The organism is Massilia sp. FBCC-B171 (assembly GCF_059134155.1).
In genome coordinates this window covers 2834487-2851633 of sequence record NZ_CP101443.1, presented here as the reverse complement: position 1 = coordinate 2851633, position 17147 = coordinate 2834487, and the positions used below count along the sequence as shown (strand labels likewise).

Annotated in this window: 18 protein-coding genes; 7 read left to right on the top strand and 11 right to left on the bottom strand. The window is 65.3% G+C overall.

The genetic code is table 11. The annotated features are described in order from the left end of the window. Positions 1-29 precede the first annotated feature (29 nt). A complete protein-coding gene (locus NMB41_RS12955; RefSeq protein WP_494378226.1) occupies positions 30-1676 on the bottom strand; it encodes a DUF4394 domain-containing protein in 1647 nt (548 codons plus the stop codon). Between the two features lie 154 nt (positions 1677-1830). Further along, entirely contained in the window at positions 1831-2409 is a 579-nt protein-coding gene (locus NMB41_RS12950; RefSeq protein ID WP_494378225.1) for a helix-turn-helix domain-containing protein, read from the bottom strand. Positions 2410-2601: 192 nt separating this feature from the next. On the opposite strand from NMB41_RS12950, the gene kbl reads away from it, so the two are divergent. The 6 genes from kbl (at position 2602) to moaD (ending at position 9303) form a co-directional block, all read left to right on the top strand. After that, positions 2602-3816, top strand: coding sequence for a glycine C-acetyltransferase (kbl, locus tag NMB41_RS12945; RefSeq protein ID WP_494378224.1), 1215 nt, complete (start codon positions 2602-2604; stop codon positions 3814-3816). 16 nt (positions 3817-3832) lie between these two features. Continuing rightward, a complete protein-coding gene (locus NMB41_RS12940; RefSeq protein WP_494378223.1) occupies positions 3833-4789 on the top strand; it encodes an NAD-dependent epimerase/dehydratase family protein in 957 nt (318 codons plus the stop codon). 37 nt (positions 4790-4826) lie between these two features. After that, on the top strand, positions 4827-6212 hold the full coding sequence (locus NMB41_RS12935) for an L-serine ammonia-lyase (protein WP_494378222.1): 1386 nt from the start codon (positions 4827-4829) through the stop codon (positions 6210-6212). A gap of 105 nt (positions 6213-6317) precedes the next feature. After that, positions 6318-7793 carry a threonine synthase gene (thrC, locus tag NMB41_RS12930; RefSeq protein WP_494378221.1) on the top strand — a complete coding sequence of 492 codons (1476 nt, stop codon included), beginning with the start codon at positions 6318-6320 and terminating at the stop codon, positions 7791-7793. 1 nt (position 7794) lies between these two features. Then, positions 7795-9039 (top strand): molybdopterin molybdotransferase MoeA, encoded by a 1245-nt coding sequence (locus NMB41_RS12925; protein WP_494378220.1) that lies wholly within the window; start codon positions 7795-7797, stop codon positions 9037-9039. Between the two features lie 6 nt (positions 9040-9045). Then, on the top strand, positions 9046-9303 hold the full coding sequence (gene moaD / locus NMB41_RS12920; RefSeq protein ID WP_494378219.1) for a molybdopterin converting factor subunit 1: 258 nt from the start codon (positions 9046-9048) through the stop codon (positions 9301-9303). 52 nt (positions 9304-9355) lie between these two features. Here moaD and dctP read toward each other — a convergent pair whose 3' ends face one another. From dctP to NMB41_RS12895, 5 genes are all read right to left on the bottom strand, one after another. Then, positions 9356-10375, bottom strand: coding sequence for a TRAP transporter substrate-binding protein DctP (gene dctP / locus NMB41_RS12915; protein WP_494378218.1), 1020 nt, complete (start codon positions 10373-10375; stop codon positions 9356-9358). Positions 10376-10622: 247 nt separating this feature from the next. Beyond that, positions 10623-10859 (bottom strand): hypothetical protein, encoded by a 237-nt coding sequence (locus NMB41_RS12910; protein WP_494378217.1) that lies wholly within the window; start codon positions 10857-10859, stop codon positions 10623-10625. 11 nt (positions 10860-10870) lie between these two features. Further along, positions 10871-11830 (bottom strand): alpha/beta fold hydrolase, encoded by a 960-nt coding sequence (locus NMB41_RS12905; protein ID WP_494378216.1) that lies wholly within the window; start codon positions 11828-11830, stop codon positions 10871-10873. Beyond that, the gene (locus NMB41_RS12900; RefSeq protein ID WP_494378215.1) at positions 11827-12030 is read right to left on the bottom strand and encodes a helix-turn-helix transcriptional regulator; all 204 of its coding nucleotides are present in this window, start codon (positions 12028-12030) and stop codon (positions 11827-11829) included. Before NMB41_RS12900 ends, NMB41_RS12905 begins: the two co-directional genes overlap by 4 nt. Then, complete coding sequence (locus NMB41_RS12895) at positions 12027-12425, bottom strand: hypothetical protein (RefSeq protein ID WP_494378214.1); 399 nt, start codon at positions 12423-12425, stop codon at positions 12027-12029. The genes NMB41_RS12900 and NMB41_RS12895 overlap by 4 nt, the downstream gene beginning before the upstream one ends. Before the next feature lie 132 nt (positions 12426-12557). Between NMB41_RS12895 and NMB41_RS12890 the strand changes: the two genes are divergently transcribed. Next, entirely contained in the window at positions 12558-13796 is a 1239-nt protein-coding gene (locus NMB41_RS12890; RefSeq protein WP_494378213.1) for a TIGR03862 family flavoprotein, read from the top strand. A gap of 23 nt (positions 13797-13819) precedes the next feature. Here the strand turns inward: NMB41_RS12890 and NMB41_RS12885 are convergent, their stop codons facing one another. The 4 genes from NMB41_RS12885 to NMB41_RS12870 form a co-directional block, all read right to left on the bottom strand. Next, on the bottom strand, positions 13820-15190 hold the full coding sequence (locus NMB41_RS12885; RefSeq protein ID WP_494378212.1) for a serine hydrolase domain-containing protein: 1371 nt from the start codon (positions 15188-15190) through the stop codon (positions 13820-13822). A 199-nt stretch (positions 15191-15389) separates the two neighbouring features. Then, a complete protein-coding gene (locus NMB41_RS12880) occupies positions 15390-16193 on the bottom strand; it encodes a GIN domain-containing protein (RefSeq protein ID WP_494378211.1) in 804 nt (267 codons plus the stop codon). Positions 16194-16201: 8 nt separating this feature from the next. Next, complete coding sequence (locus tag NMB41_RS12875; protein ID WP_494378210.1) at positions 16202-16990, bottom strand: DUF1700 domain-containing protein; 789 nt, start codon at positions 16988-16990, stop codon at positions 16202-16204. Between the two features lie 3 nt (positions 16991-16993). Next, positions 16994-17143, bottom strand: coding sequence for a hypothetical protein (locus tag NMB41_RS12870; protein WP_494378209.1), 150 nt, complete (start codon positions 17141-17143; stop codon positions 16994-16996). Between the last annotated feature and the right edge of the window lie 4 nt (positions 17144-17147).

Here is a 17147-nt window from a genome sequence, read left to right as displayed (position 1 = left end):
CAATGGACGCCGCACGGCGTCCGATTTGTTTATTTGATCAGGATGGCAATGTCGCGCAGCCCGACCTGGCCATTCCCGATCGCCGAGCTCCCAGGTGTCGCCGCACCGTTCACCGGCGTTGCGGCGCCCGTCGCCAGGTCGATCCGGTACAGCGAGGACGGCCCGTTCACGCTCGTGCGCAGCGCCGCCAGCACCAGGCCATTCGCCCCGCCCCCGATATCCATCCCCTGGTCGCCGACGATCGCCACGCCCAGTGGACCGACGTTGACCAGGGTGCCGTCGTTCGGCGGTGTCTGCATCGCCAGGCTGGCGTTCCCGCCGTCGATGTCGTACAGCGTGGTGGCAGTGGCGCCGGCGAAGCTGTTGGTGTAGGCGCCGGCGGTGACAAATGGCGCGGCGCCCAGGCGGTTGATCGGGCCATCGGTCGTCGTGGCGCCGTTGTCGACATTGATGCGCAGGTTCTGGCCGGTGTCGCCGATCACGCGCAGGCGGTCCGCCACCGGATTGAAGTCGACTGCGAAGGCGCTGCCGATGATCGCGGTAAACGGCGAGCTGAGGTCTGTCGTATCCGCCGCCAGCGTCGCCTTGGCCGTGGTGACGCCGGTGGCCGGGTCGATGGTCACGATGCGCGCGGTCGAGGTGATTCCGTACAGCAGGCCGTCCTTCGGGCGGAAATCGATGCCGAGCAGGGTTTCGGCGCCGGTCATGCCCGTGATCGCCACGCTGGCGTCGATGGTATTCGGGGTAGCCGGTTTGAACGCCAGCAGGCGGCCGTCGTCGCTCAAGCCATAGGCCACGGGTGCGGCGGCTGCGCGCAGCGCGATGCCGCGGATGTCTTCGCTTACGCCAAGCGCGCCGATGCTGGTGGCCGGGCTGGCGGTCGCCGCCAGGTTGATCGAATACAGCGTGCGCGCGCCGCCCACGGTCAGGACGGCATACGCCATGTTGGTGCGCGCGTCGATGTCCATGCCGTTCGCCGCGCCCGCATCCACGCCCAGCGCCACCGGCAGGCTCAGGGTGCCGTTGTTCGGCGGATTTTGCAGGTACAGCGTGTCGTTCGTGGTGTCGAGCGCGTACAGGCTTGTCGTGGCGGTGCCGGCGAAGGAATTCGTGTAGGCCGATGCGGTAACGGCGTTCGATGCGCCGCCATTGATCGCGCCGTCGGTCGTCGTCGCGCCGCTGTCGACGTTGATGCGCAGGCTCTGGCCGGTATTGCTGACCACGCGCAGGCGGTCGGCGGCGGGGTTGAAGTCGACCCCGTAGTCGGTGCCGGCCAGGGCGGTGAAGGGCAAGGTCGTGTCGCCGGCGTCCGCCGCCAGGGTCGATTTCACGCTGGCCGCGCCGCTGCCGGTGTCGATCGTGTAGATGCGGCCGCTGCTGCCGAGCGCGTACAGCAGGCCGTCGGTGGGACGGAAATCGATGCCGAGCAGGGTTTCGGCCGTCTGCAGGCCGGTCACGGCGACATTCGTGCGGATGGTGGCCGGGGCATCGCGGTTGAAAGAGACCAACTTGTTGCTGACCGTAATGGCGAACACGTCGCCGGCCGTCATGGTCGGCGGCGCCGGTGTTGGCGCCGGGTCCTGCATGTCGTCATCGTCGTCGCTGCCGCCGCAGGCGGCCAGGGCCAGGGCGATGGAGGTGGCAAGGATCAGCTTCGGGAAAAGAATCTTGTTCATGGTCTGCATCCTGAAAAAGTTGGCACACGCTGTGCGGTAAGATCAACTGGCAGGCGCTTGGGCGCTGTTGATGCTCTTACTACGTGAGACAGCCGGATTTGGATGCAGTCCTGACAAAAATAATTTAAAAATAAGCTTGTCGAGCTGAAAACGCTCAGCGGTGCACGACCACCAGCAGCGCTTTCGCCTCGGTCTTGCCGGTGTTGCGCAGCACGTGGTCCTGGTCCGCCGGATAGCGCGCCGTCCCGCCTGCCTTGACCTTGCGCTTTTCCAGCCCGACTTCGATCTCCAGCGAGCCGTTCAGGACCGTCATGTGCTCCTTGGTGCCCGGGTCGTGCGCCTGCGACTTGAGTTCGCCGCCCGGCGCCAGGCTCAGTTCGTACCATTCGTACTGGCCCGCCAGCTCCATCGGCCCCAGGATGCGCAGCACGTAGCCGGCGTGATTCCCTGGGAGAGTCGGTGTTTCATGCGCTTCGAGCACCCGGATTGCTTCGACGTCGCGTGTTTCCGACGCCAGCAGCTCGCCGATCGGCACGCCCAGCGCATTGGCGAGACGCCAGGTGATGGCAATGGTAGGATTCGCCTTTTCGCGCTCGATCTGCGAGAGCATCGACTTCGACACACCGGCAATGCGCGACAGGTCCTCCAGCGTCAGGCCGCGCGCCAGGCGCAGGCGCTGCAGGGTGGCGCCGACTTCGGGCGGGGCGTTGTTGGTCGTGACCAGGGTTTTCATCTTCAGGCAGCTCTAGTATTGGGGGACCGCAGGACCTTGCCAAGTTCAACAGGTCGGCGTAATATCCATTATATTGAATTTCAGTTCGAGATACCGAAAACGCATCATGCTGGTAAATATGCCAGGCGATCGAAGCACGGTACAGCATAGTCCAACCGCCGGTCAAGCCGGCTTCACAGACGAGGTATACATATGAGCGAGCAAGCGAGGAAGGCATTTTACGGCGGCCTGGAGCAGAACCTGTCCACCCTGCGCGAGCAGGGCCTGTTCAAGCCGGAGCGCGTGCTCGCCTCGCGCCAGGGAGCACAAGTGCAGTCGGAAGACGGCCGCACCCTGATTAATATGTGTGCGAACAACTACCTCGGCCTGTCGGGCGACCTGGAAACCCAGAAAGCGGCCGAAGAAGCGCTGCACAAGTATGGTTATGGCCTGTCCTCGGTGCGCTTCATCTGCGGCACCCAGACCGTGCACAAGGAACTGGAGCGCAAACTTTCCGAATTCCTCGGCACCGAAGACACGATCCTGTACGCCGCGGCATTCGACGCCAACGGCGGCGTGTTCGAGCCGCTGTTCGACGAAAACGACGCCATCATCTCGGACGCCCTGAACCACGCCTCGATCATCGACGGCATTCGCCTGTGCAAGGCGGCGCGTTACCGCTATGCCAACAACGACATGGCGGACCTCGAGAAGCAGCTGCAAGCGGCCACGGACGCCGGCAAGCGCCACAAAGTCATCGTCACCGACGGCGCCTTCTCGATGGACGGCACGATCGCCCAGCTCGACAAGATCGTCGCACTGGCGGAGCAATACGGCGCCCTGACCATGATCGACGAATCGCACGCCTCGGGCTTCATGGGCGCGACCGGCCGCGGCACGCACGAACACTGCGGCGTGATGGGCAAGATCGACATCATCACGGGCACCCTGGGCAAGGCCCTGGGCGGCGCGATGGGCGGCTTCACCTCCGGGCGCAAGGAAGTCATCGAAACCCTGCGCCAGAAGTCGCGTCCTTACCTGTTCTCGAACACGCTGGCGCCGATGATCGCCGGCGCCTCGCTGTCGGTGCTGGACCGCATCTCGAAGTCGACCGAGCTGCGGGATCGCTTGCATGAAAATACGGCCTACTTCCGCAAGGAGATCGAGCGTATCGGTTTCACCATCAAGCCGGGCACCCACCCGGTGGTGCCGGTGATGCTGTTCGACGCGCCGGTGGCGCAGAAATTCGCGGCGCGCATGTTCGAACTGGGCGTGCTGCTGTCGGGCTTCTTCTATCCGGTAGTGCCGATGGGGCAGGCGCGCGTGCGCGTCCAGCTCTCGGCGGCGCACACCCGCGAGCAGCTCGACACCGTGCTGGCCGCTTTCGAACAGGCCGGCCGCGAACTCGGTCTGCTCAAGAATAATTAATTCATACGGAATTCACATGGAACGCATCCTCATCATCGGCGCCAACGGCCAAATCGGCAGCGAGCTGGTCTCGGCCCTGGCGCAGCAGCACGGCGCCGCCAACGTCCTCGCCACCGACATCGGCGCCAACAACGTCTACGGCGCGGCGCGCTATGCCCAGCTCGACGTGCTGGACAAGGACCGCTTGATGGCACTGGTCGAGGAAGAGGGTGTGACCCAGGTCTACCAGCTGGCCGCGCTGCTGTCGGCCACCGGCGAAAAGGCCCCGCTGAAGGCCTGGACCCTGAACATGGATGGCCTCTTGAACATCCTGGAAGTGGCGCGCGAACGCCTGGAAGCGGGTAAACCCTTGAAGGTCTTCTGGCCGTCCTCGATCGCCGCCTTCGGCCCGAACACCCCGGCGGAGAACACCCCGCAGTACACGGTGATGGACCCGACCACGATCTACGGCATCAGCAAACTGGCCGGCGAACGCCTCTGCGAGTACTACCACACCAAGTATGGCGTGGACGTGCGCTCGATCCGCTACCCGGGCATCATCAGCTTCAAGTCGCCTCCGGGCGGCGGCACCACCGACTACGCGATCGCGATCTTCCATGCGGCCCTGAAGGGCGAGACCTATGAATGCTTCCTCGGCCCGGAAACCACGCTGCCGATGATCTACATGCCCGACGCGATCCGCGCCACCATCGAACTGATGGATGCGCCGAGCGACAAGGTCGTGATCCGTTCGTCCTATAACGTGGCCGGCGTCTCGTTCAATCCGCGCGAACTGGCCAACGCCATCCGCAAGACCGTCCCGGCCTTCGAGATCGCCTACCAGCCGGACAGCCGCCAGGCGATTGCCGACACCTGGCCGAAGAGCCTGGACGACAGCCGGGCAACGGGCGACTGGGGCTGGAAAGCGCGGGTCGGCATCGAAGAGATGGTCACCAGCATGCTCGAGAATATCGACATCGGCGCCACGGCCTAAGATCTACAACTATAAAAATATTAGTGAGACAAGCCAGATGGATATGAGTGTCTTCGATCTTTTCAAGATCGGTATCGGGCCTTCGAGCTCGCACACGGTGGGCCCGATGGTGGCGGCGCGCCGCTTCCTGCTCGAATGCGGCCCGCTCGAGAATGCGGTCGCCGTCGAAGCGCACCTGTATGGTTCGCTCGCGCTGACGGGCGTGGGCCACGCGACCGACAAGGCGGTGATCCTCGGCCTGATGGGCGAGACCCCGCAGGACATCGATCCCGATTCGGTCGAGGACAAGCTGGCCGAGGCGGAACTCGACGGCGTGCTGCGCTTGCTCGGCACGAAGGAAGTGCCGTTCTCGATGAAGGCAAACCTGGTCTGGCACAAGCAATCGAGCCTGCCCGAGCACCCGAACGGCATGCGCTTCGTGCTGCAGCTGGCGGACGGCAGCGTCATCGAACGCATCTTCTACTCGGTCGGCGGCGGCTTCATCACGGCCGCCGGCGAAGCCCAGCGACCGCAGGAGCCGGGCGCCGTGCAGGTCCCGTTCCCGTTCGCGACCATGGCCGAACTGCTGACCCACGGCCGCGAACACGGGCTGTCGATCCCGCACATGCTGCGCGCGAACGAACTGGTGCGCATGAGCGAAGCAGAACTCGACGCCGGCCTGGACCGCATCTGGCAGGTCATGCGCGACTGTATCGACCATGGTTTGATCACCGGCGGCCAGCTGCCGGGCGGCTTGAACGTCAAGCGGCGTGCGGCGACGCTGTGGAAGCAGGCCCACTGCGTCGAGGGCAAGCGCGTCAACGAATTGCCGCACGACGCAACCCACCAGGTAACGCTGTACGCGATGGCCGTCAACGAAGAAAACGCGGCCGGCGGTCGCGTGGTGACGGCGCCGACGAATGGCGCGGCCGGCATCATCCCGGCTGTCGTGCGCTACTACGCCGAAGACTGCCGGCCGACGGACGCCGTGAAAGGCATTCGAGAATTTCTGCTCACGGCCAGTGCGATCGGCATGCTGTGCAAGAAGAACGCCTCGATCTCGGGCGCCGAAGTGGGCTGCCAGGGCGAAGTCGGCGTGGCCTGCGCGATGGCGGCGGCCGGACTGGTGGCGGCGCTCGGCGGCTCGAATGAACGCATCGAGAACGCCGCCGAAATCGGCATCGAACACCACCTCGGCATGACCTGCGACCCGATCGGCGGCCTGGTGCAGATTCCCTGCATCGAGCGCAACGGCATGGGCGCAATCAAGGCGATCACGGCGGCCTCGCTGGCGCTGAAGGGCGACGGCACCCACTTCGTGAGCCTGGATAACGTGATCGAGACGATGCGCCAGACGGGAGCGGACATGCAGGTGAAGTACAAGGAGACTTCGCTCGGTGGCTTGGCGATTCATGTGGTGACCGTCAACCACGCAGCCTGTTGATGGCTGGAGGGGGTAACTCCCCTCCAAACTCGTCCGCAAACAGGATTCCCGGGCTCGCACTATAATAAAAGGCATCATCGCGAGCCCAACCGGATCATCCTGAATATGCAATACGTGTCTACCCGCGCAACGAGCGCGTCCGCTTCCCGCAATCCGGCAACCTTCTCCACCATCCTGCTCGGCGGCCTGGCCCCCGATGGCGGCCTGTTTATGCCGGCCGAATACCCGCGCGTATCAAACGAGGAGCTGGACGCCTGGCGCAAGCTGTCCTACGCCGAACTGGCCTACGAAATCCTGCGCAAGTTTGCCACCGATATTCCGGACGCCGACCTGAAGGCGCTGACGGCCAAGACCTACACGCCTGAGGTCTACCGCAACGCGCGCGCCGAACAAAACGCCGCCGACATCACGCCGCTGCGCACCCTGGAAGAAGAGGGTGGCACGAAACTGATCCTGCAAGCCCTGTCGAACGGCCCGACCCTGGCCTTCAAGGACATGGCGATGCAGTTGCTGGGCAACCTGTTCGAATACGCGCTGGCCAAGGACGAGGATGAGCTGAACATTTTCGGCGCCACTTCGGGCGACACCGGCAGCGCGGCCGAGTACGCGATGCGTGGCAAGCGCGGCGTGCGCGTGTTCATGCTGTCCCCGGCCGGCAAGATGAGCCCCTTCCAGACCGCCCAGATGTTCAGCCTGCAGGACCCGAACATCTTCAATATCGCCGTCGAAGGCGTATTCGACGACTGCCAGGACCTGGTCAAGGCCGTCTCGAACGACCTGTCCTTCAAGGCGCGCCACAAGATCGGCACCGTCAACTCGATCAACTGGGCGCGCGTCGTGGCACAGGTGGTGTACTACTTCCGCGGCTATCTGGCGGCGACTTCCGGCAATACTGAAAAAGTCTCGTTCACCGTCCCGTCGGGAAATTTCGGGAATATCTGCGCCGGCCACATCGCACGCATGATGGGACTGCCCATCGACAAACTGGTGGTCGCGACCAACGAGAACGACGTGCTCGACGAATTCTTCCGCACCGGCGTCTACCGCGTGCGCAAGAGTAGCGAAACCCTGCACACGAGCAGCCCGTCGATGGACATCTCGAAAGCGTCGAACTTCGAGCGCTTCATTTTCGACCTGGTGGGCCGCGACAGCGAGCGCACCCACGCGCTGTTCCGCAAAGTCGATACCCACGGCGGCTTCGACCTGTCGGGCGCGCCGGGCGCGGACGGCGACGAATTCAAGCGCGTTGGCGAATACGGTTTCGTCTCCGGCAAATCGACCCACGCGGACCGCCTCGAGACGATTCGCATGGTGCTGGACGACTACGGCATCGTGATCGACACCCACACCGCCGACGGCATCAAGGTCGCGCGCGAACACATGGCGCCTGGCGTGCCGATGATCGTGCTGGAAACAGCGCTGGCCGCGAAATTCAACGAGACCATCCTGGAGGCGCTCGGGACCGATGCCGAGCGTCCGGCCGGCTTCGAGAACATCGAAGCACTGCCGCAGAAATTCGTCGTGATGCGCCCGAACGTCGACGAGATGAAGACCTTTATCGCCGCGCACACGGGCCTCTGACATGACGACTGCAAACGAGAAACCGGCGCCGCGCCCGATGCTGACCGTGCGCGAAGCGCTCGACACGCTGCTGGCCGCCGCGCGCCCGATTCAGGAGATCGAACAGGTTGCGACCCTGGAAGCGAACGGCCGCGTGCTCGCGCTTGACCAGGCTTCGACGATTGCCGTGCCCTCGGCCGATAACAGCGCGATGGACGGCTATGCCGTGCGCGCGGCGGACTGCGTGAACGGCGGCGCGACCCTGCGCGTGGCCCAGCGCATCCCGGCCGGCCACGTCGGCCAGCCCCTGGAGGCCGGCACGGCGGCGCGCATCTTCACCGGCGCCATGATCCCTGAAGGCGCGGATGCGGTCGTGATGCAGGAGCAGTGCGAGCTGGCGGGCGAGATGGTCACGATTCGCCACACGCCACCAAGTGGCGAATGGATCCGCCGCACGGGCGAGGACATCGCGTCGGGCGCCACCATCCTGCATGCGGGCACCCGCCTGCGCAGCCAGGAACTGGGCCTTGCCGCCTCGGTGGGACTGGCCATGCTACCGGTGCGGCGCCGCCTGCGCGTGGCCGTCTTCTTCACCGGCGACGAACTGACCATGCCGGGCGAAGCGCCGGGCGGGGTGCTGGCGCCGGGCGCGATCTACAATTCGAACCGCTTCACCTTGCGCGCGTTGCTGGAGAACTTCGGCTGCACCATCACCGATTTCGGCATCGTGCCCGATACGTTGGAGGCGACGCGCGCCACGCTCAAGGCCGCCGCACGCGAGAACGACCTGATCATTACCTCAGGCGGCGTTTCCGTGGGCGAGGAAGACCATATCAAGCCGGCGGTGGAGCTCGAGGGCCAACTGAACATGTGGCAAATCGCCGTCAAGCCGGGCAAACCGCTCGCCTTTGGCGAGGTCGGGAACGCTTTCTTCATGGGCCTGCCGGGCAACCCCGTGTCGAGCTTCATCACCTTCCTGCTCTTCGTGCGGCCCTTCCTGCTGCGCCTGCAGGGCGTGAGCGGCCCGGTCGAGGCGCGCGCCTGGCAGTTGCGCGCCGACTTCAACCTGCCCAAGGGCGACCGCCGCAACGAATTCCTGCGCGCGCGCGTCAACGCCGGCGGTGGGCTCGACCTGTTCCCGAACCAGGGCTCGGGCGTGCTGACTTCCACCGTCTGGGGCGACGGCCTGATCGACAATCCGCCGGGACGCAGCATCGCCGAAGGCGATATCGTGCGTTTCATCCCCTTCGCCGAACTACAGCACTGACAGACCATGCACATCGAACTGCGATTTTTCGCGTCCGTGCGCGAAGCCCTCGGCCTCGCCAGCGAACGCATCGAACTTCCCGACGACGTGAAGACGGTGGGCGGCGTACGCGAACACCTGATTGCCCGCGGCGGCGCCTGGGAGACTGCGCTGAAGCACGAGCGTGCCCTGCGCATGGCCTTCAACCACGTGATGTGCGCTCCGGAGACGGTGCTGGAAGAAGGTGGGGAAGTGGCATTCTTCCCGCCGGTGACCGGCGGATAAAACGGGCGGACAAGGTCGGCGCGAGCCGCCCTTGTCCGCCCGCCCTCAATACTTACATCGCGGCGATCGATTTCTCGGCCAGCGCCAGCAGGCGCGCGCAATTCTCATTGCGGGCAGCAAAACTGGCCCAGGCGGTGGTGCGTGCCATGTCCTGCCACTTCGTGAGCGTCTCGCGATTCATGTCGACCACGCGTGCGCCAGCGCGCGCATACACGTTCGCCACCGCCGCGTCGTCGCCCTGGGCCATGCGCAGCGCGAATTTTTCGAGGTCGGCGCCAACGGCCATGATGGCCGCCTGCTGGTCGCGGCTCAGGCGATCGAACACGGTCTTCGACATCATGAGCGGTTCGAGCATGTACCAGTAGCCGCCGCTGCGCGCCGTGGTGAGCGAGCGCGACACGTCCTGCAGGCGGAAGGAGATCAATGAGGTCGAGGACGTGAAGGCCGCGTCCAGCGCACCGCTTTTCATGGCGGCGTGGATGTCGTTCGAAGGGACGTTGACGATGGTCGCTCCCGCTTCCTGCAGGATCAGGTCCATCTCGCGCGAACCGCCCCGCACTTTCATGCCGCGCGCGTCTTCGGGCGCGATGATGGGCGCGCCGCGCGAGGCGACGCCGCCGGCCTGCCAGATCCAGCTGACCACGACCAGGCCCTGCTCGGCCAGGATGCGCGTCAATTCCTTGCCCACTTCGGCGTCCCTCCAGCCATAGCCCTGGGCGTACGAGGTCACCAGGCCCGGCATCAGGCCGATGTTCGCTTCAGGCGACTCGGCGGCGGCGTAGGACAGCGGCACCAGGGCCAGGTCGAGGCTGCCCTTTTTCATGGCGCCGAACTGCGCGTTCGGGGCCATGAGTGAGGCATTCGGGTAGATCGAGAACTTCAGGCTGCCGCGGGTACGCTTTTCGACGTCGGCCGCAAACATGCGGCACAGGCGGTCGCGGAAGTCGCCTTCCATGACACTGCCGCCGGGGAACTGGTGCGAGATTTTCATCGACTGCGATGCGGCCCAGGCAGGACCAAACCACAGCGGGCTGGACGCGATCGCGCCCAGCAGGGTTCTACGAGCCGACATCGGCCCTGTCTTCAACGACATATTCATCCTCCAAGATGAGTAACACTGCACTACCAAGCGAATCGTGCGTGCCTGAGGACACACATCGTTCACTCCTGACCCTTTTAAGGTGACTGTAAGAATATTCCTTAGATAAAGCTTGTCAAGCAGTATCTTGTTTTCTTAACAAATACACCGTGAATAACTCATCAGTATCAGGTTTGCCGTACGGAGCAGGCCGGGAGCCCATCAAGGAGGAGAGGGGAACTTATTTTCTTGCTTGCTTCTTGTCCAGCGTGTCGCAGACACCGCAGGCGATGCCGCGCTTCATGTTGCGGTAGCGGGTGCCGATAAAGAGGGCGGAGGCAACCACGGCCCAGCCCAGGGCCGAGGGCCAGGCGCGCTCGAGGCTCTCGCCCCTGAGCATATCGACGACCATCAGCAGGGCGAACATCGAGACGACGGCGAACAGGTATTGCATGATCCAGTGACGCATCGGGGGCATGGCGTGTCTCCTCACAGGGTTTTCAGGAACTGGCGCAGCGCCTCATGCACTGCGCGCGGCTGGTCGAGCATGGCGAAGTGGCGGGCGTTGTCGATCGGCGCCACTTCGAGCTTTGGCGTGCCGGTCATCAGTTCCCGATAATACGCGACCTTCTCAAGCCCGGACATCCCCGTGATCGCTTCATCGGGACCGTAGCTCGGCGCCAGCACCAGCATCGGCGCGCTGATCTTCGGCAGGCCAGGACGCAGGTCGAGCGCCAGGACCGCGCCCACATAGGCGGCCACGGCGGTCGGATCGCTGCGCGACGTGAGCTGGGCCAGGTCGTCGGCCTTGCCCATGTCGGTCACGCCGATCGCACGCATGTATTGCCGCTGCTGGGCCGCGAAGGCCTGTGGCGTTGCGGCCGCCATCCGCTGGCGCATGCCCTCGGCCATCGCTGCGCGCTGTTCGGGCGGCGTGTCCTCGGTACGCGGGAAGACCCCCAGGCCGTCGATGGCGACGGCGCCGCCGATACGGCTTCCCAGGTCCTGTGCCAGGGCGATCGACAGGGTGCCGCCGATGCTGTGCCCGATGAGGACGGGTTTGACGAGCTTGCGCGAGGCCACCAGCTCGGCCAGGGCGGCGCGGGCGGCCTCGAACGGGTTGCCTGCCACGGGCGGACGGCCATCGAAGCCGGGCAGGGTCACCACATAGATGGTGTGGCTGCCCGCGAATTCGCGCACCGTTTCCTGCCACACCCAGCCGCCCGTCGCCAGGCCCGGGATCAGGACCAGGGGCCGCCCGCCGCTGCCGTGGCGCTCGACCAGCATGCCCTGGACCTCGAAGCGCTCGGCCGGCGCGGTCGTGGCGGCGAATCGGTTCGGCGCCACGGGAGCCGCGCTCTGGGCAAAGGCCGGGACGCTGCTTGCCAGCAGCAATGCGAACAAGACGGACGTGCGGTTGAGGCGGCTGCGTTTCAAGGCAGATTTCATGCTGGCTCCTGGTCAGGGTTGAAGATCGATTCGATCGGTTGCTGGAACAGTCGGGAAATGGCAAATGCAAGGGGCAGGCTCGGGTCGTAGCGGCCATTCTCGATGGCGATCACGGTCTGGCGCGACACGTCCAGCAGCTCGGCCAAATGGGCCTGGCTCCAGCCATGTTCGGCGCGCAGTTCGCGCAGGTGGTTGTTCATCGTCCGGCGACTTTGCGAACGAGCTGCACGGCGCACACCGACAGGCAGAGCACGCACCAGACCGTAAACATCGACAGCTTCGGGTAGCCGGCGGTCTCGAGGAAGCCGTAGCTGAAGGTCAGGCCGGCGGTGATCGCGGCGGCCAGGGAGACGTTTTCCAAGAGGCGCATGCGCATGTATTCGTCGGCGCGCTGGACCTGGCGCACGATGGCCCAGAGGGCGGCGCCAAAGCCGATCATCGGGCTCATCAGGACGGCGGTGCGCAGGATGCCCTCGGGCATCGGGCGGCCGAACTTGACCGCTCCAATCAGGATGATGGTGTACAGGGCGAGCGCGGCGAACAGCTCGCGCAGGTAGATCTTGGCAAGACGCTTTTCGTGACGGTTCCAGACCATGGTGCGCTCCTTTGTGTAAAGTATGCTTTACATCCTAGGCGAGCAAAAAGCCGATGTCAAGCTCCCTTTACATCTTTCTTGTGATGCCGGATCTCGACTACAATGCGCCTCCGCCATCACCACCGTTCCAGCATGCCGACTACTCCGCCAACTTCTCCTCGCGTCGCCGTCATCGGCGGCGGTCCGGCCGGCCTGATGGCGGCCGAAGTGCTGGCCGCGGGCGGTGCGCAGGTCGACGTCTACGACGCCATGCCGACGGTCGCGCGCAAATTCCTGCTGGCCGGGAAGGGCGGCATGAACATCACCCACTCCGAGCCGTATGCCGATTTCGTCGGCCGCTACGGCGCGCGCAGCGAACAGGTCGCCGCCTGGCTCGACGCCTTCACGCCGGGCGACGTGCGCGACTGGATCCATGGCCTCGGGATCGACACCTTCATCGGCAGTTCGGGCCGCGTCTTCCCGACCGATATGAAGGCGGCGCCCCTGCTGCGCGCCTGGCTGCACCGGCTGCGCGAAAGCGGCGTGCGCTTTCACATGCGCCACCGCTGGCTGGGATGGGAGGGCGACGCGCTGCGTTTCGCCACGCCCGACGGCGAGCAGCGCGAAGAGGCCGATGCCGTCATCCTGGCGCTTGGTGGCGCGAGCTGGGCGCGCCTCGGGTCGGACGGCGCCTGGGTGCCGCTGCTGGAAGAGCGCCGGGTCGAAGTCGCACCGCTGGTGCCCGCCAACTGCGGCTTCGACGTCGACTGGTCGCCGCACTTCAGCGGCAAGCACGCCGGCGCGCCGCTGACCACGGTGGCCATCGCATATGAAGACCGCAATGGCGAACGCGCGCGGCGCAAGGGCCAGTTCGTGGTCACCGCCAGCGGCATCGAAGGCAGCCTGGTGTACGCCATCTCGAGCGTCCTGCGCGACCAGATCGCGGCGCGCGGCACGGCCACCATCTGGCTCGACCTGGCGCCCGACTTCGATGCCGCGCGCGTGCACGCGGAAGTGACGCGCCCGCGCGGCGCCCGTTCGATGTCGAGCCACCTGCAAAGCCGGCTCGGGATCAAGGGCGTGAAGGCGGGCCTGCTGCGCGAATGCCTGTCGCAGGCGGATTACATGGACGAGGAGCTGCTCGCCAGGGCGATCAAGGCGCTGCCGGTGACCTTGAAACGCCCGCGCCCGATCGACGAGGCGATCAGCAGCGCCGGCGGCGTGCGCTTCGAAGCGATGGATGCGCACGGCATGCTGCGCGCCGTGCCGGGCGTGTTCGTGGCAGGCGAAATGATCGACTGGGAGGCGCCGACCGGGGGCTACCTGCTGACGGCCTGCTTCGCCAGCGGGCGCGCAGCGGCGCAAGGGGTGCTGCGGAAGTTAAAGACGTAGGGCGCCTGACAAAACCGTTCGACTTACTCGGGTCCGGAACCCAGCTGGCTGAACTGGCCGGCTTGGTCGACAAGCACCGATACCAGCATCGTCTCGTTGGCGTACCTGAAGCGGTAGCGCAGGCTGCGGCCCCCTTCCTTGGGTTCGCTGGACAGAAGTTCGACCGTTTGAAGTGGCCCCCTTTCATCGTATCGTTCCTTCAGGTTGGCCAGGTGGGCAGGCGTGAACCCGGCGCCTAATTCAGGGGACAGCCCCGCAGGCAACTTGCCCGCTCCAAGGCTGGCCATCAAGGCGCGCACTTGCGCCGTCAGACCAGGGCTCGAATCCGCAATGGCTTTTGGCGGGGCGTCGAACAACGCGGGCACGTAGTGCGCCGCGACCATGTCGGCAAACCTGGACGGGAGCGCGGTCGTCGAATTGGCCAGCACTACCACCGTCAGCTTGTCATCGACATAGCGGCACAGCTGCGTGCGAAAGCCTTGCCAGGCGCCGCCATGGGAGATGTGACGGCGGCCCTTGACAGTATCGACGAACCAGCCCAACCCATAGGGTGCGTCGGAGCCATCGTTCAACTTGGCCGGCGTGAAACTCGCCGTACGCAAGCGCGCATCCAGGATCTTGTCGCCGTACAGGGCCTGGTCCCAGACCGCCAAGTCGCGCGCGGTCAGGTAGAGGCTGCCGTCCGCCGTCGTGTTCAGCTTTGGCGCCACCCAGGACTGGTTCTTGTAAGCGTCTTTTTTCCACGCATAGCCGGCGGCGCGGTGCGGAACGATGTCGGCTTCGCTGATCACGCGCGTGCCCATGCCGAGAGGCGCAAAGATACGTTCGCGCAGCTGGTCGCCGTAGAATTTGCCGCCGGCCCGGTTGGCGATGAAGCCCAGCAGATGGTAGCCCATGTTACTGTAAGCCCACTTCTCTCCGGGGGCGGAGCGCACCGGCACTGTCGCTTCGAGCGCGATCAGCTCCTCGTCGGTGTAGTCCTTGCGCAAGTCAATGATCTCGTAGGGGTCGCCCAGCCCAGAGGTATGAGTGAGCAGGTGCCTGATCGTTATCTTTTCCCAAGCCGCCGGCGTGTTGGGCAGGTGGCGCGAGATCGGATCGTCGAGTTTCAGCTTGCCATCCTGCTCGAGCAATAGGATCAGCGCCGCGGTGAAGGTCTTGCCGATCGAGCCAGACTGGAACACTGTCTGCGGCGTGACCGGAACGCCGTGTTCGAGGTTCGCCGTGCCATAGCCCTTTTCCTTGATTACCTTGCCATCCTTGAGCACCAGCACGCTCAGGCCGGGTACGTGGCGCCGTTTCATTTCCTCCAACAGGGCGTCGTCAAGGCGATCGGCATGGACGGGACCAGCCAGGAGGACGACCGACAGCAGGGCCGGGTAGATAAGACGCATAAAGGCTCCAGCAACGACATGAATGCTGTCGTTATTGCACGATCCGTGCCAGCGTTTAAGTGTTTGATTTACTTGCCAGGTCTGCAAGCAGTCGGCTGTCTGAAGTGTCCGTATGGGAAGTGTCGTACGTCCGCGGACACGCCCGTGTCCGCGACGTGCCTCAGCCAGCATCTATCGTTGGAGGTCGCTTCCGGCGTTCTTAGTGATCAAAGTGGACATCGCCACTACCCGTTCGGCTAATGCTGCGCTGGGGCGGATTGCCATACACATCGACGTCGCCGCTGCCGCTGACGGCCGCCGCCACCGTGGCGTTTGCCGTCACGCTGGCGTTGCCCGAGCCGGTCTGGCGCACCTTGACGGTCTCGGCGCGCAGGCGCTGGGCGTCGAGCGTGCCGGAACCGTTCGACGAGGCCTGGAAGCTGCGGGCAGCTCCCGCCAGCGTGATCGTGCCCGACCCCGTCAGCTCGGCTTCGACGCTGTCGCTGTTTCCCGCGTCGAGCGTCACCGATCCCGTGCCGTGCACGGTGGCCTTCGCCTGGCGGTAGCGCCCGTTGAAGTCAATGCTGCCGGAGCCGTTCAGTTCGACCTCGACCAGTTCGCCCGAGAAGCCGTTTACCCGCGTATCGCCGCTGCCGTCGACGCCGATGCGCTCCAGCGCCGGCAGGGTCAGTTCGACTTCGATCGGCTGGCGGTGGCGCAGCACGATGCCGCGCGTGCCGATCAGGAGCACGCGCCCATCCTGTTTGGTTTCGACATTGGCCAGCAGGCGCTGTTCGCCGCGCACGGTGAGCATCGGCTGGGCGCCGTAGCGCAGGGTCAGGTCGATCGGGCCGGACAGTTCGACGGCGCGCACCTCGCGCGTGATGGCGCGGGTTTCCTCGTCGACGATGCGGGCATCGAGACGCGCGCTGCCGCCCTGGGCGCGCAGGGCGCCGTAGGACAGGCCGATCAGGACAAAGGCGAGGGCCAGGAGGCCCAGGCCTAGTTTGAGCAAGGATCGCATCGCTATTCCTAACTGCCGCGCAGCAGCGACATATTCATTTGCAGGTAGCGCTTCACGCCCAGCGCCGCATAGCGGGTGACCACGATCGAGACCAGGAACAGCACGATCCCGCCCAGCACCGAGGCCAGCCCCAGCACCGCCTGGGTGGCGCGCGACTGTTCGTCCATGTCGGTCGAGATGCGTATGCCGCCTTCGGCCATGCGCTCGGCGCCGCGCACGACGCGCGAGTTGGAGCGCTCGCCGGGTTCGGCGCCGGCGTCGGTCCCGGCTTCCATGCCAGGTTCGGGCGTTTTGTCTTCGCTCACTTCAATCCCGGTCTCGCCGATCGAGACCCGTGTACGTACACGGTCCATCCGGTCGCCTTCGATGACGTGGCGCAGCGGGCCGTCGAGCACGAGTTCATTCGCGCCAGCCAGGCCGCTGGCGGTGATCGCAATGCCGCCGACGTACAGCGCAAACGCACCGACATACAGGGCTGCCAGGAGCGAACCGAAAACGGCCGCCGGGATCACCATGAAGAGGTTGAAGATCAACAGTCCCAGCACGGAGACGAACAGGCGCACCAGGTTGGCCGGGTTCTTCTGCTCGGCAAAGGCGCTCATGTGGGTGTTGGCGCGCAGGGTCAGGGCGACTTTTTTCGGGTCGTCCAGCTCGCGTGCGATGTCGGGCTCGAGCCGGCCGGCCGCGACGCCGTCGACGAAGCGCTGTTCGTACCAGGCCAGGGTCTTGGCCTGCAGTTCCGGCGGCAGGCCGAGCATGGCGCGCTTGAGCGCGTCTAAGTAATCGAGCTTGCCCATGGATCAGGCGTGGCCGAGGGCCAGCATCGACATCAGCGCGGGCGCGGCGGCATTGCCGCGGGCGCCGAAGAGTTCGGGCGCGACCAGCACCACGGTGCTGGCGGCAACCAGGGCCAGCAGGAGCAGGGTGTGCAAGCCGAGTCGGGGTGTCATGATG

What these genes read in the sequence shown, in the direction of transcription:
- NMB41_RS12910 (WP_494378217.1), bottom strand. Translation starts at nt 10,859, where the DNA reads ATGCCCCCGATGCGTCACTGGATCATGCAATACCTGTTCGCCGTCGTC.
- NMB41_RS12880 (WP_494378211.1), bottom strand. Translation starts at nt 16,193, where the DNA reads ATGCGATCCTTGCTCAAACTAGGCCTGGGCCTCCTGGCCCTCGCCTTT.
- NMB41_RS12885 (WP_494378212.1), bottom strand. Translation starts at nt 15,190, where the DNA reads ATGCGTCTTATCTACCCGGCCCTGCTGTCGGTCGTCCTCCTGGCTGGT.
- NMB41_RS12950 (WP_494378225.1), bottom strand. Translation starts at nt 2,409, where the DNA reads ATGAAAACCCTGGTCACGACCAACAACGCCCCGCCCGAAGTCGGCGCC.
- NMB41_RS12940 (WP_494378223.1), top strand. Translation starts at nt 3,833, where the DNA reads ATGGAACGCATCCTCATCATCGGCGCCAACGGCCAAATCGGCAGCGAG.
- kbl (WP_494378224.1), top strand. Translation starts at nt 2,602, where the DNA reads ATGAGCGAGCAAGCGAGGAAGGCATTTTACGGCGGCCTGGAGCAGAAC.
- NMB41_RS12895 (WP_494378214.1), bottom strand. Translation starts at nt 12,425, where the DNA reads ATGGTCTGGAACCGTCACGAAAAGCGTCTTGCCAAGATCTACCTGCGC.
- NMB41_RS12890 (WP_494378213.1), top strand. Translation starts at nt 12,558, where the DNA reads ATGCCGACTACTCCGCCAACTTCTCCTCGCGTCGCCGTCATCGGCGGC.
- NMB41_RS12905 (WP_494378216.1), bottom strand. Translation starts at nt 11,830, where the DNA reads ATGAAATCTGCCTTGAAACGCAGCCGCCTCAACCGCACGTCCGTCTTG.
- NMB41_RS12900 (WP_494378215.1), bottom strand. Translation starts at nt 12,030, where the DNA reads ATGAACAACCACCTGCGCGAACTGCGCGCCGAACATGGCTGGAGCCAG.
- thrC (WP_494378221.1), top strand. Translation starts at nt 6,318, where the DNA reads ATGCAATACGTGTCTACCCGCGCAACGAGCGCGTCCGCTTCCCGCAAT.
- moaD (WP_494378219.1), top strand. Translation starts at nt 9,046, where the DNA reads ATGCACATCGAACTGCGATTTTTCGCGTCCGTGCGCGAAGCCCTCGGC.
- NMB41_RS12875 (WP_494378210.1), bottom strand. Translation starts at nt 16,990, where the DNA reads ATGGGCAAGCTCGATTACTTAGACGCGCTCAAGCGCGCCATGCTCGGC.
- NMB41_RS12925 (WP_494378220.1), top strand. Translation starts at nt 7,795, where the DNA reads ATGACGACTGCAAACGAGAAACCGGCGCCGCGCCCGATGCTGACCGTG.
- NMB41_RS12955 (WP_494378226.1), bottom strand. Translation starts at nt 1,676, where the DNA reads ATGAACAAGATTCTTTTCCCGAAGCTGATCCTTGCCACCTCCATCGCC.
- NMB41_RS12870 (WP_494378209.1), bottom strand. Translation starts at nt 17,143, where the DNA reads ATGACACCCCGACTCGGCTTGCACACCCTGCTCCTGCTGGCCCTGGTT.
- dctP (WP_494378218.1), bottom strand. Translation starts at nt 10,375, where the DNA reads ATGTCGGCTCGTAGAACCCTGCTGGGCGCGATCGCGTCCAGCCCGCTG.
- NMB41_RS12935 (WP_494378222.1), top strand. Translation starts at nt 4,827, where the DNA reads ATGGATATGAGTGTCTTCGATCTTTTCAAGATCGGTATCGGGCCTTCG.